Origin of the sequence: Pseudomonas sp. B20(2017) (genome assembly GCF_002113125.1) — a bacterium.
Lineage (GTDB): Bacteria > Pseudomonadota > Gammaproteobacteria > Pseudomonadales > Pseudomonadaceae > Aquipseudomonas.
This window is the reverse complement of sequence record NZ_NEJP01000021.1, coordinates 79,946-104,778: the sequence shown is the minus strand read 5'-3', so window position 1 is coordinate 104,778 and position 24,833 is coordinate 79,946. Positions and strand designations below refer to the sequence as shown.

Here is a 24,833-nt window from a genome sequence, read left to right as displayed (position 1 = left end):
GTTACTCCGGCAGCAGGCTTTCGCCGGCAAACAGCTCGGCCACGGTTTCGCGGCGACGCACTTCAAATGCCTGATCGCCATCTACCAGCACCTCGGCGGCACGGCCGCGGGTGTTGTAGTTGGAGCTCATCACGAAACCGTAGGCACCGGCCGAATGCACGGCCAGCAGATCGCCTTCTTCCAGCGCCAGCTCGCGCTCCTTGGCGAGGAAGTCGCCGGTTTCGCAGATCGGGCCGACGACGTCGTAGGTACGCGCAGCGGTCTCGCGTGGCTTGACCGGGGTCACGTCCATCCAGGCCTGGTACAGCGCCGGGCGGATCAGGTCGTTCATGGCCGCGTCGACGATGGCGAAGTCTTTGTGCTCGGTGTGCTTGAGGTACTCGACCTGGGTCAGCAGCACGCCGGCGTTGGCGACGATGAAGCGGCCCGGTTCGAACACCAGCGCCAGATCACGACCGGCCAGACGCTCGCGCACAGCCTTGATGTAGTCGGCGGCCAATGGCGGCTCTTCATCGCGATAACGTACACCCAGGCCGCCACCGAGATCGATGTGGCGCAGGTGGATGCCGCAATCGCCGAGGCGATCGACCAGGTCCAGCAGACGATCGAGGGCATCGAGGAACGGAGGCAGGGTGGTCAGTTGCGAACCGATGTGGCAGTCGACGCCGACCACTTCCAGGTTCGGCAGGTGCGCGGCACGCACGTACACGTCTTCGGCGTCGGCGATGGCGATGCCGAACTTGTTCTCTTTGAGACCGGTGGAAATGTACGGGTGGGTGCCGGCATCGACGTCCGGGTTCACGCGCAGGGAAATCGGTGCACGAACACCCAGCTCGGCGGCGACCACTTGCAGGCGTTCGAGCTCGTCGGTGGATTCGACGTTGAAGCAATGCACGCCGACTTCCAGCGCACGGCGCATGTCGTCACGGGTCTTGCCGACGCCGGAGAACACGATCTTGTCCGGGCTGCCGCCGGCGGCCAGAACGCGTTCCAGCTCGCCACGGGAGACGATGTCGAAACCGGCGCCGATACGGGCCAGGACATTCAGGACTCCGAGGTTGGAGTTGGCCTTGACCGCGAAGCAGACCAGATGCGGCATGCCGGCCAAGGCATCGGCGTAGGCCAGGTACTGGGCCTCGATGTGGGCGCGGGAGTAGACGTAGGTCGGTGTACCGAAGCGATCGGCGATGGCGGACAGCGCCACACCTTCCGCGAACAGTTCCCCGCCACGGTAGTTAAAAGCGTCCATGGCGATCCCTTAGTAAACGTCGTGCTTGTGTGCCTTGGAGACAGGCTGCTTTTGCGAAGACTGGGCTTGCTCGGCCGGGTCCTGATCTTCATCGGGCAGGTACAGCGGGCCTTTCTGACCGCAGGCCGAAACGAGACAGGCAACCGCGACGAGCGCAGCAAGGGAAGAGATCAGGCGCTTCATGGCGAAATCCTTGAAAATGCGTTAATTGCGCCGGAGTATACCGGCCACCCGGCAGCTTGCCTATGCGACGGAACTCCCGTCCGGCGGGGCTCGGGCTGCGGCGCGGAAACTTTTCCCGCGTGGCGGGTGGATATTTCGTCGCCGGGCAGGGCGCTTGGTCGTTATCCTTTGCAATCGGCCGGCAGCGTCCGTATCTTGCGGCGCTTGAGCCTGATCAGACATTTTTTGAGGTTGCCGCAATGAGTTTGTCCGAAGCCCGTTTCCACGATCTGGTCGATGAAACCCAGGAAAAACTGGAAGACATCTTCGACGACAGCGACCTGGACATCGACATGGAGAACTCGGCCGGTGTGCTGACCGTCAAGTTCGAGAACGGCACCCAGTTGATCTTCAGTCGTCAGGAACCGCTGCGTCAGCTGTGGCTGGCCGCCGTGTCCGGTGGTTTCCACTTCGACTACGACGAAGAAAGCGAACGCTGGATGTGCGACAAGAGCGAAGAACAGCTGGGCGAAATGCTCGAGCGCATCGTCAAGCAACAGGCCGGCACCGAATTCGATTTCGAAGGCCTGTGATTCTGTGACTGAGATCGCGCCCGCCCGTCCGCCGAAGCCGCTCTACAGCAACGTCAGCCCGGCCGTGCCTTCGCCGTGCACCGGCGTGTGCCGGCTGGATGAACAGAAGGTCTGTCTCGGCTGCATGCGCCATGTCGAAGACATCCGCGAGTGGCGTTCGGCCGATGACGAGCGCCGCCGGGTGATTTGCGTGCAGGCGGCTCAGCGCCGGCAGCTCGCCGGAGCGTAGCTTGTATATTTTTTGAGCTGTGATAGTGTCCGGAAACGCCTCAACCCATCGAGGCCTGGTGAAAACCCCGTCTTTTTTGGCGGGGTTTTGCTTTTTTTGTGTGCAGAAGAAAGGAGTCTGCCCGGATCATGACCGCACCTTCCATCACCCTTACCCGTCTGGACGTGCAACGTCTGGAGCGCCTGATCGACAGCCTGGATGACACGCTGCCGGGCGTGATCGCGCTGCAAACCGAACTGGACCGCGCCGATACCCTGGTCGGTCACGATGAAGTGCCTGCCGATGTCGTGACGATGAATTCCCGTGTGCACTGCCGCGAAGAAAGCAGTGGCAAGGACTACCACCTGACCCTGGTCTATCCGAAGCACGCCAACGCCGACGAAGGTAAAGTCTCGATCCTGGCCCCGGTCGGCAGTGCTCTGCTCGGCCTGAAAGTCGGTCAGCATATCGACTGGCCGGCGCCGGGTGGCAAGACCCTGAAACTGACTCTGCTGGAAGTCGAATCGCAGCCGGCCAACGGCGGTGATTTCCCGGAGTAACCCGCCTCAGACCTGCTCGAGCGCCTCGTTCAGAGAGCGTTCCAGGTCGGCCTTGTAACGCAGATACAGATTGCTCGAACTCTGCCCGTCACCGATCACACCCGACAGGTCCAGGTCGGTGATGTAGCAGCGGTAGCGCTCGGTTTCCCGGCGCTGCCCGACGATCTCCCGGGCGACCACGCTGAACAGCTGGTCGCCATGTTCCAGCTCGCTGAATTCCCGTTGATTGCAATACAGCGTGACCTGCACCTCGCCGGGTGCGGCTTTGCCGACGATCGCCTGCACGTCGTAGAACGGTTTGTTGACCGGCGTCTGCGGCGCCGGACGCATTTCGACCCGTCGCGCGCGCCCCGGCCCTGATGGCAATAACTGGTAATACAAGATTTCAAGGCTGGCGGCATGGCCCGAATCCATCGGCAGCAGCGCTTCGCGGCGGAACTGGATCGATTGCAGGAACCGTTGCAGCGGCACCAACAGGCTTTGCTCGTCGTGATAGGGCAAGTGCTGTTGCCACAGCGCATTGAACTCGTCGAGCACGTACAGCTCGGCGGTTTGTTCGGTGATCCGGTAGAACACCTGAATGCATTCGGGCTGGCCCATCGGCAGGATCAACGCCAGGTCGTGGTCTTCCAGCGCCATCGGGTCCAGGTGCAGCGGGCTGTAGCGCGGCTGTTCCTCGCCCAGGTAATCGAGCAGCGCCGGCAGGGTGGCGAGGGCGACATGGCTGACCTGGCCCGGCACCAGTTCCAGCACGTGGTAATGCTGCTGCACCTGAATCAGGTAGCGGTGATTCAGGTCGCTGAGCAACAGGGTCTGCGCGGTATCGACAATTTCTTCCACCCGGCGGGCGATGAACTGCGCGCGGTTGTGACAGAAACAACGCACTCGCAGCGATGGCTGTTGCGGCCCGCGCGGCAGGTTGTTGAGGTAATCGCGCAGGCAGTCCATCAGGGCATGCGGGCCGTCGAAGCGGTTGACCAGCACTTCGTTCCAGCTGTTGAGCGTGACTTGATCCAGGGTCAGCACCAGGTTTTCGCGCACGCCGGCGTAGCTCAGGGAGTCCGTGCGCTCGGTGGTCATCAGGATGTTCAGGTCGCGGTGATGCTTGAGCGGGTCGACCCCGACATTCACCAGCATCAGCACTTCGCTCGGCACGGCGGCGCGCAGCAGCGGTTCTTCGGCAACGGTCGACAAGGGCAGAGCGATGCTTTGTTGCAGGCTGCCGAGCAGGTTGAACAGCTCGAACTCGCTCATATCGCTGGTGCCGGGGTGCAGGGCCAGTCGGGTGCTGCTGTCGATCACGCCATTGCGATGGCACCAGGTCAGCAGTTCCAACAACTCGCGGCTGCGCTTGATCGGCGCGAAGTGTTCCCACTCCAGCGCCGTCAGGCTGCCGTTGTACAGGCCCCACTGGGTTTGGCCCGGTTCCTTTTTGTTCGGCGATTGCACCAGGGTCAGGGTGTCTTCGGCCAGGTCCGGGGCGATGCCGGGATTGATGAACTCGACCTTGTCGGCCTTGCGTTCGAACGCTGCGTACAGGCGCCGGCCGAGAACGTTGAGGTCGCGCTTGTTGATCAGGCTGACAGTCTGTTCGGTGCGGGCGAACTGGGTCAGGAAGCGGTAGCTGTAGTTCAGTTCGTTGACCAGCGCCCGGCGCTCGGCGCTGACCTGGCGGACTTTCCACTGGCTTCGGCTGTCGAGCAGTGCCAGTTGCCGCTGATCCCAGTGCCATTCGCTGGCGAGTCTTTCCAGTAGTGAACGCTGCCAGCTCTGGGTGCGGCTGTTGCCGGTGAGCTTGCGATTGACCTTGAGGTAAAGCGCACGGCGCACCAGCTCAAGGCGCTCCGGCTCGTTGCGCGCGGTCAGGTATTCCTCGATCCGGCGATAGACCACCATGTACGGGTCCAGCTCGTCGAGGTCCAGCCGATTGGCAAACACCGCCTGCTTGAAACGCAGGCTCAGGCACTGCACCTGCGGGTGCTCGCTGGCGTAAACCTCGGTCAGCAGCAGCTTGAGCACCGACTTGTAAGGTGACTCGATGCCCTTGAACAGTTGCCACAGCCCGGCGCCGACAAACTCGCCCGGCGGAATGTGCGCCATCGGCCCCAGGTCGAGGGTTTCATCGTTGCGGATGAAGCGCTTGGAAATCAGGGTGTGGGTGTACGCGTCATAGGCGTGTTCTTCGTAGACCGGCACCAGCCACCAGATCGGTGTGCGCCCGGCGAGCCAGATAGCGGTGCGGTAAAACTCGTCCAGCAGCAGATAGTGCTGGGTGGTGCCGCAATCTTCGGAGCTGAGCTGGGTGTCGCGCTCGCCTTTGACGAAGCGTGCCGGGTCGATCAGGAAGAAGTGCGCCTCGGCCCCCTGACTGGCAGCCCAGGTCTCGAGCAACTGGCACTTCTTGCGCAGCTCGGCCAGTTCGCTGTCGCTCAGGTCGGAGGCGTGGCAGACCCACACGTCCATGTCGCTCTGGTCGGCCTGGGCGAGGGTGCCGAGGCTGCCCATCAGGAACAGACCGTGAATCGGTCGTGGCGGGTTACTGCCGTGACGGGGCTTGTAGGAGAACGAGCGGGTCAGGCGCTGGGCTTCGGCTAGCGCATCGGCGTCCGGTTCGTAATTCGACAGCCCGGCTGGCGTGCTGCCCGAGACATAACCCGGAAGCAGCGGATGATTGACGTGAAAGAACAGCGGCAGCAGCGTCAGCACACTTTGCTGGCGCGTCGAAAGACCTTCCAGTGCCCGGTTCAGGCGACCTTCATTGAGTTTCAGAAAACGTGCACGTAGCTGGCTGAGTACCTTGCGGTCGATGCCTTCGTCCAGGTCGGGGCGGATTTCATGGGTGCGGGTCATGTCGGCTCAAACCGGCGCGCAGGGCTCGGAGGCAAGGGGTCTCGGGTGTCCGGGAGTTTAGCGCCTGAGCAGCAGGAGTTTTAAGCTGAATTTGTTTTTTGACGTCAGATTTCTATCGCATGGCGATGGACGACGTTCATGGCTGGCCCGCGGAAATCCCGTGGCAGGGGTTTCCGTGGGCAAAGTCGGGAGGATCAGGCTGTTTGTTGCTCTTTCAGAATCGTCAGTACGGTCTGCACGTTTTGTGCGGCATCGCGACCGAGGCTGGTCAGGTAACCGCCATCAGGCTGGTCCGTCAGTTCTTTTTCGAACAGGCGTTGTGCGGCAGCAATGTGCTTCGGGGCAGCGGTCTGATGAATTTTCAGACCTTCCTGGGAACTGTCCAGGTTGAAGAGTGCGAGGACTTCCAGTTCGGCAACCAACTCAGGGGTAAGCGACATAAGGACTCCAGACTTTCTAGGAATTGGACGACAGCGCCCCTAAGGTGAACCTGCCGGCGCGGCCTGTCCAGTGCGCGTGTCAGGGTTTTTGTCCCGGGGTGGATTCCAGTGTAGTCAGGGGGCAGCAGAAGGCCGCGCAGATGGGTGACAAATTGTGTGGGAGCAGGTCTGCTCCCACAGGGCGGGGCCGTTTACTGTTTTTCCGGTGGCAGTTCCGGCAGTGCGCGCAGCGCGGTTTCGTACCACTCGGTATCGAACGCGCGGTCATCGTCGAGCATCGCGTCGATTTCGTAGGCCAGCACGTGGGCCATCAAGTTCAGGATGTCTTCGCGCTCATAACCGACCAGCGTCAGCTTGTTGAAGGTTGCCTTGGCCGCTGGCGGGTTGTCGCTTTCGATCTGGTTCTCGATCGCTTCGATCAGCGTCGATTCGGTGAACTCTTCTTCATCATTGTCGATGTCAGTCGGCTCGCTCATGGCAGGCTCCTCAAGGAAAGGCGCCAGTTTACCCGCATTCAGCAGCGTGATGCTGCTGGCAGGATTCCCCGGAGCGATCTATAAACAGGCACTGCCCACCCCGCACGGCCTGGAGGCTATGTGATGTTCAAGCTCTATGGATTCTCCGTCAGCAACTACTACAACATGGTCAAACTGGCGCTGCTGGAAAAAGGTCTGCCGTTCGAAGAGGTCACGTTCTACCCGACGCCTACGCCTGAATCTCTGGCCATCAGCCCGCGCGGCAAGGTGCCGGTGCTGGGGGCTGAAGGTGGTTACATCAACGAAACGATGGTGATGCTCGAATACCTCGAAAGCAGCCAGAAGGGTGTCCCGCTGCTGCCGACCGAGCCGTTTGCCCGCGCTCAGGTGCTGGCGGTGGCCAAGGAAATCGAGCTGTACATCGAGCTGCCGGCCCGTGCCTGTTACGGCGAAGCGTTTTTCGGCACGGCGCTGCCGGAGGCGATCAAGGAAAAAACCAAGGCTGAATTGCTGCTGGGTTTTGCGGCGCTGGGACGGCACGGCAAGTTCGCCCCTTATGTGGCGGGCGACAGCCTGAGCATTGCGGATTTGTACTTCCTCTACAGCGTGCCGCTGGCGGCTGCGGTGGGGCACAAACTGTTCGGTCTGGATCTTATGGCGGAGATGCCGAAGGCCAAGGCGCTGCTGGAGCGGCTTGAGCAGAATCCGCATGTACAGAAGATTGCAGCGGACAAGGATGCGGCGATGCCAGCGTTTTTGGCGATGATTGCAGCCAAGAAGTAATTTTTTTGGTGCTTTCGAGATGGCTTTCGCGAGCAAGCCCGCTCCCACACTTGATCTCGATTGGACACCTGGTCGGTGTTCGCAGCAGATCGAATGTGGGAGCGGGCTTGCTCGCGAAGCTTTGGCTTTTAGCGGCTGGCGATCAACGCCTGACCGCGAACCACGGCAGCCTTGACCTGCGCCGGCGCAGTGCCGCCGATGTGGTCACGGGCATTCACCGAGCCTTCCAGGGTCAGCACGGCAAACACGTCCTGCTCGATCTGGTCGCTGAACTGGCGCAGTTCTTCCAGGCTCATTTCCGCCAGATCCTTGCCGGTGTCGACGCCGTACTTCACTGCGTGACCGACGATCTCGTGGCAATCACGGAAAGGCAGGCCACGGCGTACCAGGTAGTCAGCGAGGTCGGTGGCAGTGGAGAAACCGCGTAGCGCCGCTTCGCGCATGATGGCGTGCTTTGGCTTGATCGCCGGGATCATGTCGGCAAAGGCACGCAGCGAGTCGCGCAGGGTGTCGGCGGCGTCGAACAGCGGTTCCTTGTCTTCCTGGTTGTCCTTGTTGTAGGCCAGCGGCTGGCCTTTCATCAGGGTCAGCAGGCCCATCAGGGCGCCGAACACACGGCCGGTCTTGCCGCGTACCAGCTCCGGCACGTCGGGGTTTTTCTTTTGCGGCATGATCGAGCTGCCGGTGCAGAAACGGTCCGGCAGATCGATGAACTGGAACTGCGCGCTGGTCCACAGCACCAGTTCTTCCGAGAAACGCGACAGGTGCATCATCGCGATGCTCGCGGCCGAGCAGAATTCGATGGCGAAGTCACGGTCGGACACGTTGTCCAGCGAATTGCCGCCGACGGCATCGAAGCCCAGCAGTTGCGCGGTGTATTCGCGGTCGATCGGGTAAGTGGTGCCGGCCAGCGCGGCGCTGCCCAGCGGCATGCGGTTGGTGCGCTTGCGGCAGTCGACCAGACGCTCGTAGTCGCGGCTGAGCATTTCGAACCAGGCCAGCATGTGGTGCCCGAAGGTCACAGGCTGCGCGGTCTGCAGGTGGGTGAAGCCCGGCATGATGCTGGCGGCTTCACGCTCGGCCTGTTCCAGCAGGCCTTTTTGCAGGCGGGTGATTTCGCTCAGGATCAGGTCGATCTCGTCACGCAGCCACAGGCGGATGTCGGTGGCAACCTGGTCGTTGCGGCTGCGGCCGGTGTGCAGCTTCTTGCCGGTGACGCCGATGCGGTCGGTCAGGCGTGCTTCGATGTTCATGTGCACGTCTTCAAGGTCGACGCGCCAGTCGAACTGGCCGGCCTCGATTTCGCCCTGGATGGTCTTCAGGCCATCGATGATGCTGTCGCGCTCGGCATCCGTCAGCACGCCGACCTTGGCCAGCATGGTGGCGTGGGCGATCGAGCCCATGATGTCGTGGCGATACAGGCGCTGGTCGAAAGTGACGGAGGCGGTGAAGCGGGCGACGAAGGCGTCGACGGGTTCACTGAAGCGGCCGCCCCAGGACTGATTGGTCTTGTCAGTGCTCATGAATTCGCTCGTATCGGCTTGAAGAAAGAAGGCGTGAAACGCTGGCGCGGATAATAACAGGGTTGCCAATCCTGTCGCTGACACTGGTCGATACGTTTTTTTCTCATTCGCTCGTCCATAGTCGCCGCCGTCTCCGAGGGATTTGCGCAAGGATATTTTCCGATTGAGCAATATCGTCCCGACGAGCGTCTACAGTAGGACATAGGGGTCGGTGGGCCGCAGATCTGCTAAAGGTCCGGCTACCGGCTATAAGAAGAGGGGGTAGGTGGATTGGCCATTGGCATACCCTGCGTAAAACGCAGTCAGCGGCGGGCCTTGAGCGATGCGTACCGGGCGTCGGCAAATATTGCCGGCCGACGTACGGCACTTTTCGGCGCTCGCGCTAGTCTTAGCGTGGACCGCGGTGACGGACGTCACTCCACTTGTCTACGCTATCCTTGTGCGAGACTCACGCAGGAATCCAGCGCAATATGAATGTCCTGATCGTTGATGACGAACCACTGGCCCGCGAGCGACTCAGCCGAATGGTGAGCGAGCTCGAGGGCTACACAGTCCTGGAGCCCAGCGCCACCAATGGCGAAGAGGCGTTGGCGCTGATCGACAGCCACAAGCCGGATATCGTGCTGCTCGATATCCGCATGCCGGGCCTCGATGGCCTGCAGGTGGCTGCCCGTCTGTGCGAACGCGAAACCCCGCCAGCCGTGGTGTTTTGCGCAGGTCCCGATGAATTTGCCGTGGAAGCCCTGCAGGCCAGCGCCGTGGGCTATGTGGTGAAACCCGTGCGAACCGAACATCTGCATGACGCCCTGAAAAAAGCCGAACGTCCCAACCGGGCCCAGCTCTCGGCCCTGACCCGTCCTGCCGCCGAAAGCGGTAACGGCCCGCGCAGCCACATCAGCGCCCGGACCCGCAAAGGCATCGAACTGATCCCGCTGGATCAAGTGGTGTACTTCATTGCCGACCACAAATACGTGACCTTGCGTCATGAAGGTGGCGAAGTCCTTCTGGATGAGCCGCTCAAGGCGCTGGAAGACGAATTCGGCGAGCGCTTCGTGCGGATCCACCGTAACGCGCTGGTCGCCCGCGACCGCATCGAGCGACTGCAACGCACACCGCTGGGCCACTTCCAGTTGTTCCTCAAGGGCCTCAACGGTGATGCGCTGATCGTCAGCCGCCGGCATGTGGCGGGCGTGCGCAAAATGATGCAAGGGCTTTAGTCCGCAGGCTCAGGGCGGTTCTTCATTCTTTTCACCAGGCATTGCAGGCCAGGGAGGCCACGCCGTTTCTGATTCAGGTCAAAGTGGATTTGGCTGAGCTGTTATTATCCGCCGTATCTATTCAGTACGGATTGATCCATGTCCTCTCGCGAAATCCGCATCGCCACCCGCAAAAGTGCTCTGGCCCTCTGGCAGGCCGAATACGTCAAAGCCCGTCTGGAAGCAGCCCACCCGGGCCTGCTGGTGACACTGGTGCCCATGGTCAGTCGCGGCGACAAGCTGCTTGATTCGCCCCTGTCGAAAATCGGCGGCAAGGGCCTGTTCGTCAAGGAACTGGAAACCGCGCTGCTGGAAAACGAAGCCGACATCGCCGTCCATTCGATGAAAGATGTGCCGATGGATTTCCCCGAAGGCCTCGGTCTGTTCTGCATCTGCGAGCGCGAAGATCCGCGTGACGCGTTTGTCTCCAATACTTATTCCAGCCTCGATGCGTTGCCGGCCGGCAGCATCGTCGGCACCTCCAGCCTGCGTCGCCAGGCGCAGTTGCTGACCCGTCGTCCGGATCTGGAAATCCGTTTCCTGCGCGGCAACGTCAACACCCGTCTGGCCAAGCTCGACGCCGGCGAGTACGACGCGATCATCCTCGCGGCCGCCGGCCTGATCCGCCTCGGTTTCGAAGACCGCATCACCTCGGCCATCAGCGTCGACGACAGTCTGCCGGCCGGTGGCCAGGGCGCCGTTGGTATCGAATGCCGTAGCGCCGACACTGAAATTCATGCTTTGCTCGCGCCGCTGCATCACGCCGATACGGCTGACCGTGTGAGTGCCGAACGTGCCCTCAACAAACACTTGAATGGCGGTTGCCAGGTGCCGATCGCCTGCTACGCGGTGCTCGAAGGCGATCAGTTGTGGCTGCGCGGTCTTGTGGGCGAGCCGAGTGGCGGCAAGCTGCTCAGTGCACAGGCTCGCGCGCCGCGTGCGGCGGCCGAGACGCTGGGCGTGCAGGTTGCTGAAGACCTGCTCAGCCAGGGCGCCGACGATATTCTCAAGGCAGTCTACGGCGAGGCGGGTCACGAGTGACCGCCTGGCGCCTGCTGCTGACGCGCCCGGCGGAAGACTGTTCGGCGCTCGCCGCCGTGCTGGCCGAACAAGGGGTTTTCAGCAGCTGTCTGCCGCTTTTGGAAATCGCGCCGCTGCCGGTCTCTGACACAATGCGCCGCACGATCACACAACTGCCGTGTTGCAGCGCGGTGATCGTGGTCAGCAAACCGGCGGCGCGGATCGCGGTGGATTTGCTCGACGCTCTGGGTCTGGCGACTCCGGAGATGCCATGGTTCAGCGTGGGGGCCGCGACCGCAGCTATCCTTCGGGATCGTGGGCTGGATGTGAGCTTCCCGGACGTGGGCGACGACAGCGAAGCCTTGCTGCAAATGCCGCGTCTGCTGGCGGCGGTGGCCGTGCCCGGTTCGCACGTGTTGATCCTGCGCGGGGAGGGCGGACGCGAGCTGCTGGCCGAGCGCCTGCGCGCGCTTGGTGCTAGTGTCGAATACTTGGAGTTGTACCGTCGCGACCTGCCGGACTATCCGCCGCAGGAGCTGCCCCGCAGGATTGCAGCGGAACGCCTGAACGGGCTGGTGGTCAGCAGTGGACAGGGTTTCGAGCACCTGCGCCAACTGGCCGGCGACAGCTGGCCTGCACTTGCGCAGTTGCCGTTGTTTGTTCCAAGCCCAAGGGTTGCCGAGCAGGCCAGTGCCGCCGGGGCCCGAACAGTTGTGGATTGTCGTGGCGCCAGTGCCGCGGCCTTGCTGACGGCGTTACGGGAGCATCCCGTGCCCGTTCTCTAATGCAAAGGATGGATACGTGAGCGAAACAGCCTTGCCTAAAGATGACGTTCAACCTGTGATCGATGCACCGGTTGATGCACCGCCACCGGCCGCCGAACCGCGCCGAGGCAACGGATTGGCCATTCTCGCGCTGCTGCTCGGCGCTGCCGGTGTTGCGGTGGGTGGCTGGGGTGTCTGGCAGGTGCGACACCTGCAGACCAGCACTCAGAATCAGTTGAGTCAGGTACAAGCGTTGAACGATCAGGCACAGACCCTGAAGCTCAACGAACAGCGGCTGACCGAGCGTCTCGGGCAATTGCCCGGCGCCGATGAGCTCGCCGATCGCCAGCGTCTGGTGACGCAACTTCAGGGCGATCAACAGCGCCTGAATCAACGTCTGGAAACCGTCCTCGGCGCCAGCCGCAAGGACTGGCGTCTGGCCGAGGCCGAGCACTTGCTGCGTCTGGCCAGCCTGCGTCTTTCCGCCTTGCAGGACATCAGCAGCGCCCAGGCGCTGGTGCAGGGTGCCGATGAAATCCTGCGCGAGCAGAATGATCCCGGCTCGTTCGCTGCTCGTGAGCAAGTGGCGAAAACCCTCATAGCGCTGCGCAGTACCGAGCAGCCGGACCGCACCGGGTTGTTCCTGCGACTGGGCGCCTTGCGTGATCAGGTCGTCGGCCTCACCGAGCTGGCGCCGGAGTACAAGGATCGTGGTGATTCGCTGCTGGGCCTGACCTCCGATGGCGACGGCGCCAGTCGCTGGGCGCAGTGGTGGGATCAGATTTCGCGCTACATCCGCATCGATTTCAATGCCGACAAAAACGTTCGGCCACTGCTCGCCGGCCAGAGCCTGAGCCAGGTGCGTCTGGCCCTGAGCCTTTCGCTCGAGCAGGCGCAATGGGCCGCGCTCAACGGCCAGGCGCCGGTCTACACCCAGGCCTTGGCGGAGGCGCGTGATGTACTTACAGGCAACTTCAATCCGGACAACCCGCAGAGCAAAATCATGCTCGAGCAGGTCGCGGAACTCAGCAAGCAGCCGGTTACCGTCAACACGCCGGATCTCACCGCAACCTTGAGCGCGGTGCAGGCGTATCTGGAGCGCCGCAATGTCAACGCCGAAGACTCGGTGAAACCCTTCGCAAAACCGGCCGCCAGCACCGCGCAGGAGGCGACACCATGAAGCGCCTGTATGTGATCGTGTTTCTGGTGATCGCGGCAACGGCGGCGCTGGGTCTGGCGATTGCCGAGCATTCCGGTTACGTGCTGGTCGCCTACAAAAGCTTTCGTTATGAATCGAGCCTGTGGGCGACCCTGGCGGTGGTGGCGGTGCTGTGGCTGCTGGTCTGGGGCATCAAGGCGCTGGTCGAACTGGTGCTGACCTCCGGCGGCGTGGTCAATCCATGGTCGCGACGCAACCGCAGCCGTCGCGTGCAGGTGGCGATCGAGCACGGCCAGCTCGATCTGGCCGAAGGTCGCTGGGCCAGTGCCCAGCGTCACCTTTACCGGGCCGCCGAAGCCGAGCGTCAACCGTTGCTCTATTACCTGGGCGCCGCCCGCGCCGCCAACGAACAAGGCAATTACGAGGAAAGCGATCGCCTGCTGGAGCGCGCTCTCGAGCGTCAGCCGCAAGCCGAGCTGGCGATCGCCCTCAGCCATGCGCAGTTGCAGACCGATCGTGGCGATACCGATGGCGCGCTGGTCACCTTGCAGGCGATGCACGAACGTCATCCGCACAATGTCCAGACCTTGCGCCAGTTGCAGCGCCTGCATCAGCAGCGCGGTGACTGGTCGTCCGTGATCCGGCTGTTGCCGGAGCTGCGCAAGGACAAAGTTCTGCCACCGGCCGAACTGATCGAACTCGAGCGTCGTGCCTGGGGAGAAAACCTGTCCCTGGCGGCCCAGCGTGAAGAGGATGGTGCAGTCGGTTTGCAGTCGCTCAGCCGCGCCTGGCAGCAACTGACGTCTGCCCAGCGCCAGGAGCCGGCTCTGGTGCTGGCCTACGCCGAGCAACTGCGTCAGCTGGGCGCTCAGGTTGAGGCGGAAGAAGTGCTGCGCACGGCGCTCAAGCGCAAGTACGACAGCCATCTGGCGCGCCTCTACGGTCTGGTGCGCGGCAGTGATCCGGCGCGTCAGTTGCAGACGGCCGAAGGCTGGCTCAAGGATCATCCGGGCGATGCCAGCCTGCTACTGACGTTGGGACGTTTGTGCCTGCAAGCCAGTCTGTGGGGCAAGGCGCGGGACTACCTGGAAAGCAGTCTGCGAGTGCAGCGCAATCCGGAAGCGTGTGCCGAGTTGGCGCGCCTGCTGGCCCGGCTCGGCGACACCGAACGCAGTAATCTGCTGTTCCAGGAGGGGCTCGGTATGTTGGATGAGCGCCTGCTGGCTTCGCCATTGCCCGTAGCCGTTCGAGCGTGACCAATAAGGAGGGGCATGCTCCTCCTTTTCTTTCCCGGTGACTGAATAGTTACCGATAGATCCCCTCCCGAGCAAAGTCCTACAGTGGGCTACACCTAATCCTTCGGTGCTTGTCGGGATTTCCCTACACTTCTGCTGAAGTGTCGCCAGTGGCCTGCCTTGAAAGCTCGAGGCGCTTTCCTCTACCGTAACTGCCTGTCTCTATTGTTACGGATAAGCCATGTCGTTGGCCTGCTCACGCTCCCTGTTTTTTATGGCTTTCACTGCGGGGATTCTGGCCCTGGGAGCTTCCTATTACCTCGAATACACGGTCGGTCTGGTGCCTTGCAGTCTATGTCTGGTTCAGCGTCTGTTCATGAGTGTGCTCACCGTTTTTTGTGGTGTGGCGGCAGTTCATGGACCGCAACGTGGCGGTCTGTCTCTGTACTGGATGATGGCATTGCTGACCAGTCTTGGCGGGATGACGGCGGCTTGGCGGCAAGTGCTGCTGCAAAGTGATTCCCTGCAAAGACTGGCGCATTGCGCGCCCGGGCCGGAGGAAATGTTCAGCAATCTGCCGTGGTTGTGCGCGCTGATGCGGATGTTCAACGACACTGCCGATTGCGCGGAATTGTCCTGGACGCTGTTCGATCTGAGCATTCCGGAGTGGAGTCTGCTGTTTTTCGTGGGGATGTCGATCCTGGCTGTTAACCAGTTGCTGCGACAGGTCTGGATGGCTTTGCAGCAACCGCTCAGCGGCCAACCGTCGCACCCGGTGCTGGTCAGGGATTAAACACTTGTATGAACTTTCTCTCCTGCGTACCTTGAAGCCATAGGCGTGCGGGCATAATCTGGCCCGCACGTGTCATTGGAATTGTGTTGCTCGATGACGCTCTGCCTGGCCGCCTCTCAAAGCAATATTCACAAGAAGGGGCGCGGGTGTAGAGCAGCATGACCCACAAGGGAAGAGAGATCGCCATGCTCGAAAGTTGTCAGAATGCTCAGGAACGTTGGGGTGGAGTTCATCTGCTGATCGACCGCTGGCTCCAGGAGCGTGAGGAATTGATCGCTGCCTACGACAAGCTGGGCGCCAATCCTCAAGCGCTGTCCGAGGATCGAAAGCCCTTGCAGGAATTCTGCGGCGTGCTGGTCGATTACGTTTCGGCCGGGCACTTCGAGATCTACGAACAGCTGACGGGCGAGGCCAAGGCCTTCAACGACAAGCGCGGCCTGGAACTGGCCGAGACGATCTATCCGCGGATCGATGTCATCACTGAAAAACTGCTCGCGTTCAACGACCTTTGCGATGAAGGCAAATGCGTTGCGGAGAAATTCAAAGAGCTGGGCGGCCTGCTCCACGAGCGCTTCGAACTGGAGGACTGCCTGATCGAAGTGCTGCATACCGCACACAAGGAAGAGGATTCGGTCCAGGCCTGAATCCAACCTCGCAAGACACAGAAACGGTGCGCCCCAAGCGCACCGTTTTTTATTGGGCGATCAACTCGTCGCGCCGCGCAATTCCACTTCGAACACCAGCGGTGTGAACGGCGCGATCAAGTCGCCGGCACCGTCGGCGCCGTACGCTTGATCCGATGGAATCACCAGTCGCCACTTCGCGCCGACCGGCATGTTCTGCAACGCGGTGCGCCAGCCAGCGATCACGCTGTCGAGATTGAACCACTGCGGCTGGCTGTTCTGATCGAACACCGTGCCGTCCGGCAGCCGGCCGATGTACAACACCTGCACCTTTCCATCCGGGCCGGCCTTCGTGCCATTCCCCGGCGCAAGCTCGGTCAGCAGGATGCCGTCGGCCAGCTCCTTCACACCCGGTTTGGCTTTTTCGGCGGTGAGAAAGCGTCGTTCGTTTTCCATCGCGGCTTCTGTCGAAGGCATGGCTGCCTGCTCGGCGGTCTGCGATTCGTGATCGGCGAGGATCTGCTCGATACGTGCTTCGCTCAATGCCAGCGGCTTGCCTTGATAGGCCTGTTGCAGACCTTCGATCAGTGCCTGGATCTGGAGCTGCGGCACTTCCTGACGCAGTCGTTCACCGAGGCTGGCGCCAAGGCTGTAAGCCAGATCGTGGGCATCATTTGCAGTGTTTTTTTCGTCGGCCTGCGCCAAGGAAAAAATCATGCAGAGGGATAAAAAAAGGTAGCGCGACATGGGCACTCTCCGTCCTGAATTGCGGTGGATTATGCCAGCGCGAACGTCTGCAACGGTGAACTGCTTTTGCCAATGCGCAGAAGTTTTTCGCAAGCCTGCAACCGAGTGCTTTCGATACTGTCAACATGCCCTAGCGGCGGTAGCAGCAGAGGTCTAGTATGAGCCGCACTCACGTCAGCCAGGAGGTAAACCATGTCGGCCACCAAGAAGCCTGTAAACACTCCGTTGCATTTACTCCAACAACTCTCGGGCAGTTTGCTCGAGCATCTGGAAAACGCTTGCTCCCAAGCCTTGGCTGATGCTGAAAAACTGCTCGCCAAACTGGAAAAGCAACGCGGCAAGGCGCAAGAAAAACTGCACAAATCCCGCACCAAATTGCAGGACGCAGCAGCAGCCGGTAAAGCCAAGGCGCAGACCAAGGCCAAGGCTGCCGTGAAGGAACTTGAAGACCTGCTCGATGCGCTGAAGGATCGTCAGTCCGATACCCGCAGCTACATTCTGCAACTCAAGCGCGATGCCCAGGAAAGCCTGAAACTGGCCCAGGGTGTCGGTCGTGTTCAAGAGGCCGTCGGCAAGGCGTTGTCCCTGCGTTCGGCTAAACCTGCAGCGGCACCTGCGAAAAAAGCGGCTGCCAAACCTGCTGCAAAAGCACCGGTCAAAGCGCCTGCGAAAGCGCCAGTGAAAACCGCTGCAAAACCAGCCGCGAAGAAACCCGCAGCCGCCAGCGCTGCCAAACCTGCGGCTAAAACCACAGCGGCCAAACCAGCTGCCGCCAAACCGGCTGCTGCAAAACCAGCCGCCAAACCTGCGGCGAAAACCGCTGCTGCAAAAGCGGCTCCGGCAAGGACTGCTGCTGCAAAACCTGCTGCCAAGCCAGCCACCAAAGTGGCCGCCAAGCCGGCAGCAAAACCAGCCGTTAAAGCTGCCGCTAAACCAGCCGCCAAAACTGCTGCTGCCAAGCCTGCGGCGAAAACCGCTGCCAAGCCGGTTGCTGCCAAACCTGCAGCCAAAGCGGCGGCGAAACCAGCGGCCAAGCCTGCGGTAAAAGCTGCGGCCAAACCTGCTGCAAAACCAGCGGCCAAACCAGCTGCTGCAGCGAAGCCTGCAACGACCGCCGCCAAGCCAGCGACCGCTGCTAAACCGGCCGCCAAGCCAGCCGTGAAACCAGCTGCAAAACCTGCGGTGAAAAAACCTGCCGCTGCCAAGCCGGCTGCCGCCAAACCAGCTGCAGCAAAACCGGCCACTGCGTCTGCTGCCAAACCTGCCGCACCGGAAACTCCGGCTCCGACCGCAGCACCGGCATCCGCCGCCACTACCTCGACCACCGCAACCACGCCATCGTCATCGCCGGCGCCGTTGTCGAGCGTCGCCAGCAACCCGTCCAGCGCTTCCTAAGCGCCGGTCGCCGCGACGCGCAGCACTTGCAGCGCGTCGCGGTTCAGGTTGGCCGCAGGGCCGGCCAGCACTTGCAGCCAGTCACTCGATTCCTTCGAATTACGTTTCCAGCCTTGCGCGGCGCCTTCAAGTCGCGACAGCAGCGCACGCTCCGCCTCCAGTTCCAATCCCTTGATCTGCTCGCGCATGCCCTTGAGCACCGGATCGGTGTCGGCCAGGGTTTTCCACTGCATGCGCAATGCGCGTAACGGCCGGACCACTTCCTGGTCCCAAGGCTCTGTCAGGTCCAGAAGCTGCCGCGTACGCGCCTCGTCACAAGTCGCGTCGCGTTGTTCCAGCCATAAACCGCACAGCATCAGGCACACGCTGGCCCCCGCCGATTGCAGGCGCAGGCAGGCATCCTCCACGCCGGGACGGGCGTAGACGGCAAGGGCAAAGCTCCACAGGTCAGAGGACATCGTGCTACTCGCGCCAGTTGCGGGGGAAGCTGGTAGACTCCGCCGCCATTATGATCCGACTTCAGAACCTGACTTTACAGCGTGGCCCGCAACGTCTGCTAGAAGACGCCGAGCTGACCCTGCACGCCGGCCACAAAGCCGGCCTCATCGGTGCCAACGGCGCCGGCAAATCCAGCCTGTTCGCCTTGCTCCGCGGTGAGTTGCACCCGGACTCGGGCGACTGCCTGCTGCCGGCCGACTGGCGTATCGCCCACATGCGCCAGGAGGTCGACACGCTCGAACGCCTGGCGGTCGATTATGTGCTCGACGGCGACCTGCGTCTGCGCGAGGTGCAGCGTGAGCTCGCGGCAGCCGAGGAGGCCCACGACGGCGCCGCGCTGGCCCGCCTGCACGCCGAGCTCGACAGCGCCGACGGCTACACCGCCGATGCGCGGGCGCGCAAATTGCTGGCCGGCCTCGGTTTCACTAACGAGCAGATGGATCGTCAGGTAGGAGATTTCTCCGGTGGCTGGCGGATGCGTCTGAACCTTGCGCAGGCTTTGATGTGCCCATCAGACCTGCTGCTGCTCGATGAACCGACCAACCACCTGGACCTCGACGCCATCATCTGGCTCGAAGAGTGGCTGAAAAGTTACCCCGGCACTTTGCTGCTGATTTCTCACGACCGGGATTTCCTCGATGAAGTGGTCGATCACGTGGCCCACGTCGATCAGCGCAAGCTGACGCTCTACCGTGGTGGTTACACCGCGTTCGAACGTGCCCGTGCCGAACGCTTGGCCCAGCAGCAACAGGCCTACGAGAAGCAGCAGGCGCAGCGTGCGCACATGGAAAGCTACATTGCCCGGTTCAAGGCCCAGGCCACCAAAGCCCGTCAGGCCCAGAGCCGGATCAAGGCCCTCGAGCGTATGGAAGAACTGTCGGCGGCTCACGTCGATTCGCCGTTCGACTTCGTGTTCCGAGAGTCGACCAAGATCTCCAGCCCGCTGATCGACCTGTCCGATGCGCGTCTGGGTTACGGCGAGAAAACCGTGCTGGAGAAGGTCAAGCTGCAACTGACCCCCGGTGCGCGGATCGGCTTGCTCGGCCCCAACGGCGCGGGTAAATCGACCCTGATCAAGAACCTCGCCGGCGAGCTGTCACCGTTGGCCGGGCGCCTGACTCGCGGCGAGAACACCGTGGTCGGCTACTTCGCCCAACATCAGCTCGACTCGCTGGACGCCAAGGCCAGCCCGTTGTTGCACTTGCAGCGTCTGGCGCCGACCGAGCGCGAACAGACCCTGCGCGATTTCCTCGGCGGTTTCGACTTCCGTGGTGCGCGGATCGACGAGCCGGTGCTGAATTTTTCCGGTGGCGAAAAGGCCCGTCTGGCCCTGGCGTTGATCGCCTGGGAGCGGCCGAACCTGTTGCTGCTCGACGAACCGACCAACCACCTGGATCTGGAAATGCGCCTGGCGCTGACCATGGCGTTGCAGGAATTCAGCGGCGCGGTGCTGGTGGTTTCCCACGATCGGCACCTGCTCAAGAGCACCACCGACAACTTCTTCCTGGTCGCGGACGGCAAGGTCGAGGAGTTCGATGGCGACCTCGAGGACTACGCCCGTTGGCTGGTCGAGTATCGTCAGCGCAATGCCCCGGTCAGCAACACGCCGGTCAATCCGGACAAGACCGACAAGAAGGCCCAGCGTCAGGCCGCCGCTGCGTTGCGTCAGCAACTGGCGCCGCACAAGCGCGAGGCCGACAAGCTTGAAGCCGAGCTCGGCAAGCTGCACGAGAAGCTGGCGAAGGTCGATGCCAGTCTTGGCGACAGCGACATCTACGAGCCGGCACGCAAGAACGAACTGCGTGAACTGCTGGCCGAACAGGCCAAGCTGAAAGTTCGCGAAGGCGAACTTGAAGAAGCGTGGATGGAAGCCCTGGAAACGCTGGAAAGCATGCAGGCGGAGCTGGAGGCGTTGTCCTGATGGAAGCCTTCAAACTTCCATTGCCGGCGATGTGGGTCGAGCCGATCTGGCTCGGCGTGCAGATTCTGCTGATCCTGCTGGCCGGTTACTTCGCCCAGCGCGTCGTTGCCCGGTTTCTCACTCGACTGGGCGAGAAGTATCCGTTTCCGCCGCAGCTGCTGATGCCGCTGCGCGGTGGTCTGCGCTGGCTGATCATGGGCAGTGCGCTGATCTTTGTGCTGGAACGCCTCGGGGTGTCGGCCACGGTGCTGTGGACAGCGTTGTCGGGCTTCGTCGCGGTGGCAGCGGTGGCGTTCTTCGCCATGTGGAGCGTACTGTCGAACCTGCTCTGCGCGATTCTGATCTTCACTGTCGGCCCGTTCCGTCTCGGCGACGTGGTCGAACTGGTCGACACCACCGACAAGCCCGGCGTCAAAGGCCGGGTGGTGGCGATCAATCTGCTCTACACCACGTTGATCGAGGCTGAAGAACTCGGCACCGGCAGCGCCATGGTGCAAGTGCCCAACAGCCTGTTCTTCCAGCGCTCGGTGCGACGCTGGCGGGGCACGGATGTTTTCCCTTCCAGCGGTTTCGAAAAGTAAGCTCCCGGCGTTTGTACTGACGCTTTTCGCGAGCAGGTTCGCTCCCACGGTCGGCGGCTGCAACATCCTGCAAAAAATCGGTAGTCAGCCAGCCAAATCCGCATTAGCTTTGAGGATTGTCACGAGTCCGAAGTCGAGGTGTGCGATGGAGCTTCAAACATGGGTGGCGTTTTTTGCCGCCTGCTGGGTGATCAGTCTTTCTCCGGGTGCCGGCGCCATTGCGTCGATGTCCAGCGGCCTGCAATACGGTTTCTGGCGCGGTTACTGGAATGCCCTGGGCCTGCAGATCGGCCTGGCTGTGCAGATCGCCATCGTCGGCGCCGGTGTCGGCGCGATCCTCACTGCCTCTGCCACCGCGTTTCACGCGATCAAATGGTTCGGTGTCGCCTACCTGGTTTATCTCGCGATCAAACAATGGCGCGCACTGCCGATGGACATGAGTGACGACGCGGCGGTTCGGCCGATCGGCAAGCCGCTGGCGCTGGTGTTCCGTGGTTTTCTGGTGAACATCAGCAACCCCAAGGCCCTGGTGTTCATGCTCGCGGTGCTGCCGCAGTTCATCAATCCGCATGCGCCGCTGCTGATCCAGTACGTGGTGATCGGCGTGACCATGATCGCGGTCGACCTGATCGTCATGGCCGGCTACACCGGTCTGGCGTCGAAGGTGTTGCGCCTGTTGCGTACACCGACCCAGCAGCGACGCATGAACCGCACGTTTGCCGGGCTGTTCATTGGCGCTGCGGCGTTCATGGCGACTTTGCGCAAAGCTGCTGCGTAAAGCATACAGGCACAAAAAAGGCGACCTTTGCAGGTCGCCTTTTTCGTTTCCGGCTGTTAATCAGCGCAGAATCACTGGTGCCGTATCACGCGGCAGATTGTTACGCTGCTGCGGTTCACGCGGCTGCTCGTAACCACCACCGCCGAGCTGCATGCTCAGCTGTCCGGCCACGTCTTCGCCCAGCGCCTTCGACACGTCACGCACCACCCGTGGGCGGTTGAGCGAGATCTTGATGTCGCGGTGGTTCACCAGTTTGGTGTCCTGCGCTTCGCCCATCGCCGTGAAGGCCGAGGTGATTTCGTAGGTCTTGGTGTTGATCAGGCTGAAGTCGGCCACCAGCGTCAGGCCCAGCACTGCCGAATAGCTGTCGGTGTTCGCCAGCTCGTTCACGTCCTGGGTGAAGTCGATGTCCGACACGGTGCCGAACAGCACGTAGTCGGCACCCTTGAAGTTGCCGGCCTTGATCCGCTTGATCACGTCGTATACGTCACCCTTGGAGGACGCGGTGTACGGCGTGCCCTGCACCAGCTGGAACATGCCGGTGCGCAGGATTTCACCCTTGATGTCACCGGTGAACTTACGCAGTTCGGTCTGTTCGATGTAGCTGGTAGTGGCTTCAAGCTCGTTGTAGCTCGAAGAACCGCTGGAGCTGTAGTAACCCTCGCGGTAATTGTTCTGGGCCGAAACGATGTGGATGTATTGCTCCACGCGCTCCTGGTACGCCAGATCCGTCACCGCGACTTTCGGGGCCGCTTGCACGCTGAACGCGCAAGCCAGGGCCATCATGCCAATCCATGTGCGCATCGATTAACGCTCCGTGGTTTTGCGGATCTCTTTCTCGTCCATCCACTCGGCCAGACCGCTTTCAACGTCGATCAGTTGCAGGCTGAATTTGTAGAAGACGTCCTTGTAGTCGCTGCTGCGCTTGACGATCGAGCTGATCGAACCTTCAAGACGGTATTTGGCGGCGATCATGTTGCCGGTCTTGGCCACGGTGCTCTTCTTGTACAGACCGCTCTGGTTTTGCAGCTTGAGCTGGTCGACCTGGCTCTGCATCGCGGTGTTGTCGCTGGCGAAACGGGCAGTGCCGGACTTCATCAGCTGGGTCTTGATGCTGGTCGTGATTTCGCGAGTGTCGATATATTCGCTGGTCTTGTTCTTCACGTCGTAGACCTGCACCACAGGGCGGCCCTGCAGAATGCCGGACTGGGCCAGGGAACGGGTCATCGACTCGGCGATCATCTGCAGGTCGGTGGAGCCGAACTCGTTGGTCACGGTTTCAACGGCCTTGGTGTCGCCGTAGCTGATGTTCTTGCTGCCCAGGGTCGGCGAAGTGTTGGCGCAACCGGAGGCCAGCAGGGCGAGGACGGCGATGAAGGAAAAGCGTGCAAACATGGGAATGCTCTCTGAATCGGGAATAGGGTGTCGGGCTTAAGGCGTCTTGAGTTCCAGACGGAAATCCACGGCTTTCGGCGTCGGTGCAATGCCCTGGATGAAGCTGGTCTGGGCGCCGTACATCATCTGGCTCTTCCAGACTTCTTCTTCGGCGATCGGGAAACCTTCCGGCCCGAGCCAGGCGAAGCGGTAGTAGAACGTCTTGTTGCTGTTGAGGGTGTTGCTCAACTGCACGTTGACGGTCATGAAGCCGTTTTCGCGGGCCACGCGCATCGCGCCGACCACGATGTGTTTTTGCGGGCCCATGGCCACGACCTTGCTCGCGGCGCTGCCCGGCTCCGGTGGTGGCGGGGTGGCGCAGCCGCTCGCCAGCAGGGCGAGGGCGGCGACGGCGATGAGTTTGAAGCGCATGCAAAGACTCCGTTCTTAAGGTTGTTTGAGGCTGGCCACGGCGGTGGCGCCAGCGCTCGGGGTGACGTGGGCGGCGAGGCCTGCGGCGAACACCTGATTGCCGACGGCGCGCAGGGTGATCACCTGATAACGCTGATCGACGGTGACCTTGACCTGAGAGCCACCGACGGCGCTCGGCAGGGTGACGTGGTGCTCACCTTTCTTCAAGCGCAGACGTACCACTTGTGTGGTGTCCGGCAGGGTGCGCCACGTACGGGTATCGGCACCTTCGAGCACAGCTGAAGAAATACCCACTGCCAGGCCCGCCAGCGGGTTGGTTTCGTTGATCTTCTTCTGCGCCACACCTTTGGTGATCGCGCGCACGGTGGTGCGCAGGATGATCCCCGGCATGTCATCGCGCAGGGCGCGGCGGGACATGGCGGTGGTGCTGTTCAGAGCGGTCAGGTCGACCTGTTGGCCATCGACCCCGATCTGCGCGAACGGCGCGGTGGAGGTGTCAGGCTTGATGATCGGGAACGACAGCGGGGTGATCACGACGTTGTTGGAGATTGGCAGAGGCAACGGCACGCGGATCGAATCGCGGGCCGGCGCCAGACCGCTCTGCACCACGATCAGGATGTCGCTGTCGTCGCTCTTGACCGGCTTGTCGAGGTTGACCAGCGCCTGCTCCAGCAGCGGGATGTTCGGTCGCAGCTCGGCAGCCTTGCGGTAGCCCGGCGCAGCGAGGTCTTTCTCGCCCAGAGCTTCATAGACGAAACCGGCCAGGTAATGGCTGAACGCACTCTGGTAGCTGTTTTTCAGGCCGACCACTTCCGGTGCGTCGAGGCTGGCGACCGGGTAGCCCTGCAAGTCCTTGTATTCGGTCTTGATGCCTTCTTTCTCGGCTTCCTCTTCGCTCTTGAGGTATTCCTTGTCGCGCAGGTCGGCGATCACCGCTTCACGTTCGTGCGTCTTCTTGATCGCGGTGCGGGCGCCGTCGAAATCGTTGACCGCCAGCAGGTTCAAAGCCATCTGCGTGGTCAGCATGACTTTTTCGTAGTCGTAGCCTTCGTAGCGGCGCACCTTGTCGTTGACCAGGAAGCTGCCGAACTGGGCCAGGTACTTGTCGGTGTCGAGCTTGACCGAATCTTCCCACTTGCCCACCACCTGGTCGGCGCTGGTCCAGGCATTCTGGCTGCCGGACAGATCGCCCTTGGCACGCAGCAGTTCACCCTTCTCGAAGTAATAGAGCAGGTCCTTGTCCGGGCCGGTGTTGTTCTTTTCCAGCAGGGTCAGGGCGGCGTCGACGTTGCCGGTGGCCAGTTGCTGGTTGGTCTGGGCCAGTTCGGAATCGTAGTTGCGAAACGCCGAACAGCCGGACAGCAGGGTGACGGCGCTGAGCGCGATCAGAGTGGGAGCGCGGAATGCCATGGG

The 24,833-nt window shown here is 61.8% G+C and carries 27 protein-coding genes; 15 read left to right on the top strand and 12 right to left on the bottom strand.

What is annotated here, in order from left to right; translation table 11 throughout:
• Window position 1 precedes the first annotated feature (1 nt).
• Window positions 2–1,249: a diaminopimelate decarboxylase gene (gene lysA / locus CAF63_RS25440; protein WP_085689972.1), complete on the bottom strand. Its 1,248-nt coding sequence runs from the start codon at window positions 1,247–1,249 to the stop codon at window positions 2–4.
• Window positions 1,250–1,258: 9 nt separating this feature from the next.
• Window positions 1,259–1,432: a lipoprotein gene (locus tag CAF63_RS25435; RefSeq protein ID WP_007951888.1), complete on the bottom strand. Its 174-nt coding sequence runs from the start codon at window positions 1,430–1,432 to the stop codon at window positions 1,259–1,261.
• A gap of 239 nt (window positions 1,433–1,671) precedes the next feature.
• Here CAF63_RS25435 and cyaY point away from each other — a divergent pair, with 239 nt between their 5' ends.
• The 3 genes from cyaY (at window position 1,672) to rnk (ending at window position 2,772) form a co-directional block, all read left to right on the top strand.
• Entirely contained in the window at window positions 1,672–2,004 is a 333-nt protein-coding gene (gene cyaY / locus CAF63_RS25425; RefSeq protein ID WP_007951887.1) for an iron donor protein CyaY, read from the top strand.
• Between the two features lie 4 nt (window positions 2,005–2,008).
• Window positions 2,009–2,233, top strand: a complete 225-nt coding sequence (locus CAF63_RS25420) for a DUF1289 domain-containing protein (RefSeq protein WP_085689970.1) — start codon at window positions 2,009–2,011, stop codon at window positions 2,231–2,233.
• 128 nt (window positions 2,234–2,361) lie between these two features.
• The gene (rnk, locus tag CAF63_RS25415) at window positions 2,362–2,772 is read left to right on the top strand and encodes a nucleoside diphosphate kinase regulator (RefSeq protein ID WP_007951886.1); all 411 of its coding nucleotides are present in this window, start codon (window positions 2,362–2,364) and stop codon (window positions 2,770–2,772) included.
• A gap of 6 nt (window positions 2,773–2,778) precedes the next feature.
• On the opposite strand, the gene CAF63_RS25410 is transcribed toward rnk, so the two are convergent.
• The 3 genes from CAF63_RS25410 to CAF63_RS25400 form a co-directional block, all read right to left on the bottom strand.
• The gene (locus tag CAF63_RS25410) at window positions 2,779–5,622 is read right to left on the bottom strand and encodes a class I adenylate cyclase (protein WP_085689968.1); all 2,844 of its coding nucleotides are present in this window, start codon (window positions 5,620–5,622) and stop codon (window positions 2,779–2,781) included.
• Between the two features lie 194 nt (window positions 5,623–5,816).
• Complete coding sequence (locus tag CAF63_RS25405; RefSeq protein ID WP_007951883.1) at window positions 5,817–6,062, bottom strand: TIGR02647 family protein; 246 nt, start codon at window positions 6,060–6,062, stop codon at window positions 5,817–5,819.
• Window positions 6,063–6,253: 191 nt separating this feature from the next.
• Window positions 6,254–6,538, bottom strand: a complete 285-nt coding sequence (locus tag CAF63_RS25400) for a hypothetical protein (RefSeq protein ID WP_085689966.1) — start codon at window positions 6,536–6,538, stop codon at window positions 6,254–6,256.
• A gap of 123 nt (window positions 6,539–6,661) precedes the next feature.
• Between CAF63_RS25400 and CAF63_RS25395 the strand changes: the two genes are divergently transcribed.
• Entirely contained in the window at window positions 6,662–7,321 is a 660-nt protein-coding gene (locus CAF63_RS25395) for a glutathione S-transferase family protein (RefSeq protein WP_085689964.1), read from the top strand.
• A 128-nt stretch (window positions 7,322–7,449) separates the two neighbouring features.
• On the opposite strand, the gene argH is transcribed toward CAF63_RS25395, so the two are convergent.
• On the bottom strand, window positions 7,450–8,844 hold the full coding sequence (gene argH / locus CAF63_RS25390; RefSeq protein ID WP_011336517.1) for an argininosuccinate lyase: 1,395 nt from the start codon (window positions 8,842–8,844) through the stop codon (window positions 7,450–7,452).
• A 470-nt stretch (window positions 8,845–9,314) separates the two neighbouring features.
• Between argH and CAF63_RS25380 the strand changes: the two genes are divergently transcribed.
• From CAF63_RS25380 to rsd, 7 genes are all read left to right on the top strand, one after another.
• Window positions 9,315–10,061 carry a LytTR family DNA-binding domain-containing protein gene (locus CAF63_RS25380; RefSeq protein ID WP_085689960.1) on the top strand — a complete coding sequence of 249 codons (747 nt, stop codon included), beginning with the start codon at window positions 9,315–9,317 and terminating at the stop codon, window positions 10,059–10,061.
• Window positions 10,062–10,199: 138 nt separating this feature from the next.
• Window positions 10,200–11,141 (top strand): hydroxymethylbilane synthase, encoded by a 942-nt coding sequence (gene hemC, locus CAF63_RS25375; RefSeq protein WP_085689958.1) that lies wholly within the window; start codon window positions 10,200–10,202, stop codon window positions 11,139–11,141.
• A complete protein-coding gene (locus CAF63_RS25370) occupies window positions 11,138–11,905 on the top strand; it encodes a uroporphyrinogen-III synthase (protein ID WP_085689956.1) in 768 nt (255 codons plus the stop codon). Before hemC ends, CAF63_RS25370 begins: the two co-directional genes overlap by 4 nt.
• A gap of 16 nt (window positions 11,906–11,921) precedes the next feature.
• Window positions 11,922–13,064, top strand: coding sequence for a uroporphyrinogen-III C-methyltransferase (locus tag CAF63_RS25365; protein WP_085689954.1), 1,143 nt, complete (start codon window positions 11,922–11,924; stop codon window positions 13,062–13,064).
• Window positions 13,061–14,299, top strand: coding sequence for a heme biosynthesis protein HemY (locus tag CAF63_RS25360; RefSeq protein ID WP_085689952.1), 1,239 nt, complete (start codon window positions 13,061–13,063; stop codon window positions 14,297–14,299). The genes CAF63_RS25365 and CAF63_RS25360 overlap by 4 nt, the downstream gene beginning before the upstream one ends.
• Window positions 14,300–14,519: 220 nt before the next feature.
• Window positions 14,520–15,071 carry a disulfide bond formation protein B gene (locus tag CAF63_RS25355; RefSeq protein WP_085689950.1) on the top strand — a complete coding sequence of 184 codons (552 nt, stop codon included), beginning with the start codon at window positions 14,520–14,522 and terminating at the stop codon, window positions 15,069–15,071.
• Window positions 15,072–15,256: 185 nt separating this feature from the next.
• Window positions 15,257–15,715 (top strand): sigma D regulator, encoded by a 459-nt coding sequence (gene rsd, locus CAF63_RS25350; protein ID WP_085689948.1) that lies wholly within the window; start codon window positions 15,257–15,259, stop codon window positions 15,713–15,715.
• A 60-nt stretch (window positions 15,716–15,775) separates the two neighbouring features.
• Here the strand turns inward: rsd and CAF63_RS25345 are convergent, their stop codons facing one another.
• On the bottom strand, window positions 15,776–16,441 hold the full coding sequence (locus tag CAF63_RS25345; protein ID WP_085689946.1) for an FKBP-type peptidyl-prolyl cis-trans isomerase: 666 nt from the start codon (window positions 16,439–16,441) through the stop codon (window positions 15,776–15,778).
• A gap of 192 nt (window positions 16,442–16,633) precedes the next feature.
• Between CAF63_RS25345 and CAF63_RS25335 the strand changes: the two genes are divergently transcribed.
• A complete protein-coding gene (locus tag CAF63_RS25335; RefSeq protein ID WP_085689944.1) occupies window positions 16,634–17,836 on the top strand; it encodes an AlgP family protein in 1,203 nt (400 codons plus the stop codon).
• Here the strand turns inward: CAF63_RS25335 and CAF63_RS25330 are convergent.
• Window positions 17,833–18,294 carry a TIGR02444 family protein gene (locus CAF63_RS25330; RefSeq protein ID WP_085689942.1) on the bottom strand — a complete coding sequence of 154 codons (462 nt, stop codon included), beginning with the start codon at window positions 18,292–18,294 and terminating at the stop codon, window positions 17,833–17,835. The genes CAF63_RS25335 and CAF63_RS25330 overlap by 4 nt on opposite strands.
• Before the next feature lie 50 nt (window positions 18,295–18,344).
• Between CAF63_RS25330 and CAF63_RS25325 the strand changes: the two genes are divergently transcribed.
• The 3 genes from CAF63_RS25325 to CAF63_RS25315 all read left to right on the top strand — a co-directional run bounded on the left by CAF63_RS25325 (window position 18,345) and on the right by CAF63_RS25315 (window position 21,614).
• Entirely contained in the window at window positions 18,345–20,255 is a 1,911-nt protein-coding gene (locus CAF63_RS25325) for an ATP-binding cassette domain-containing protein (RefSeq protein WP_085689939.1), read from the top strand.
• Window positions 20,255–20,836: a mechanosensitive ion channel family protein gene (locus CAF63_RS25320; protein ID WP_011336505.1), complete on the top strand. Its 582-nt coding sequence runs from the start codon at window positions 20,255–20,257 to the stop codon at window positions 20,834–20,836. The genes CAF63_RS25325 and CAF63_RS25320 overlap by 1 nt, the downstream gene beginning before the upstream one ends.
• 145 nt (window positions 20,837–20,981) lie before the next feature.
• Complete coding sequence (locus CAF63_RS25315) at window positions 20,982–21,614, top strand: LysE family transporter (protein WP_085689937.1); 633 nt, start codon at window positions 20,982–20,984, stop codon at window positions 21,612–21,614.
• 60 nt (window positions 21,615–21,674) lie between these two features.
• Here the strand turns inward: CAF63_RS25315 and CAF63_RS25310 are convergent, their stop codons facing one another.
• The 4 genes from CAF63_RS25310 to CAF63_RS25295 are packed head-to-tail and all read right to left on the bottom strand — an operon-like array spanning window position 21,675 to window position 24,830.
• Complete coding sequence (locus tag CAF63_RS25310; protein ID WP_085689935.1) at window positions 21,675–22,418, bottom strand: penicillin-binding protein activator LpoB; 744 nt, start codon at window positions 22,416–22,418, stop codon at window positions 21,675–21,677.
• A 3-nt stretch (window positions 22,419–22,421) separates the two neighbouring features.
• Entirely contained in the window at window positions 22,422–23,009 is a 588-nt protein-coding gene (lpoB, locus tag CAF63_RS25305; RefSeq protein WP_007951848.1) for a penicillin-binding protein activator LpoB, read from the bottom strand.
• Between the two features lie 36 nt (window positions 23,010–23,045).
• The gene (locus tag CAF63_RS25300; protein WP_011336502.1) at window positions 23,046–23,420 is read right to left on the bottom strand and encodes a YcfL family protein; all 375 of its coding nucleotides are present in this window, start codon (window positions 23,418–23,420) and stop codon (window positions 23,046–23,048) included.
• Between the two features lie 15 nt (window positions 23,421–23,435).
• Window positions 23,436–24,830 (bottom strand): COG3014 family protein, encoded by a 1,395-nt coding sequence (locus CAF63_RS25295; RefSeq protein ID WP_085689933.1) that lies wholly within the window; start codon window positions 24,828–24,830, stop codon window positions 23,436–23,438.
• Between the last annotated feature and the right edge of the window lie 3 nt (window positions 24,831–24,833).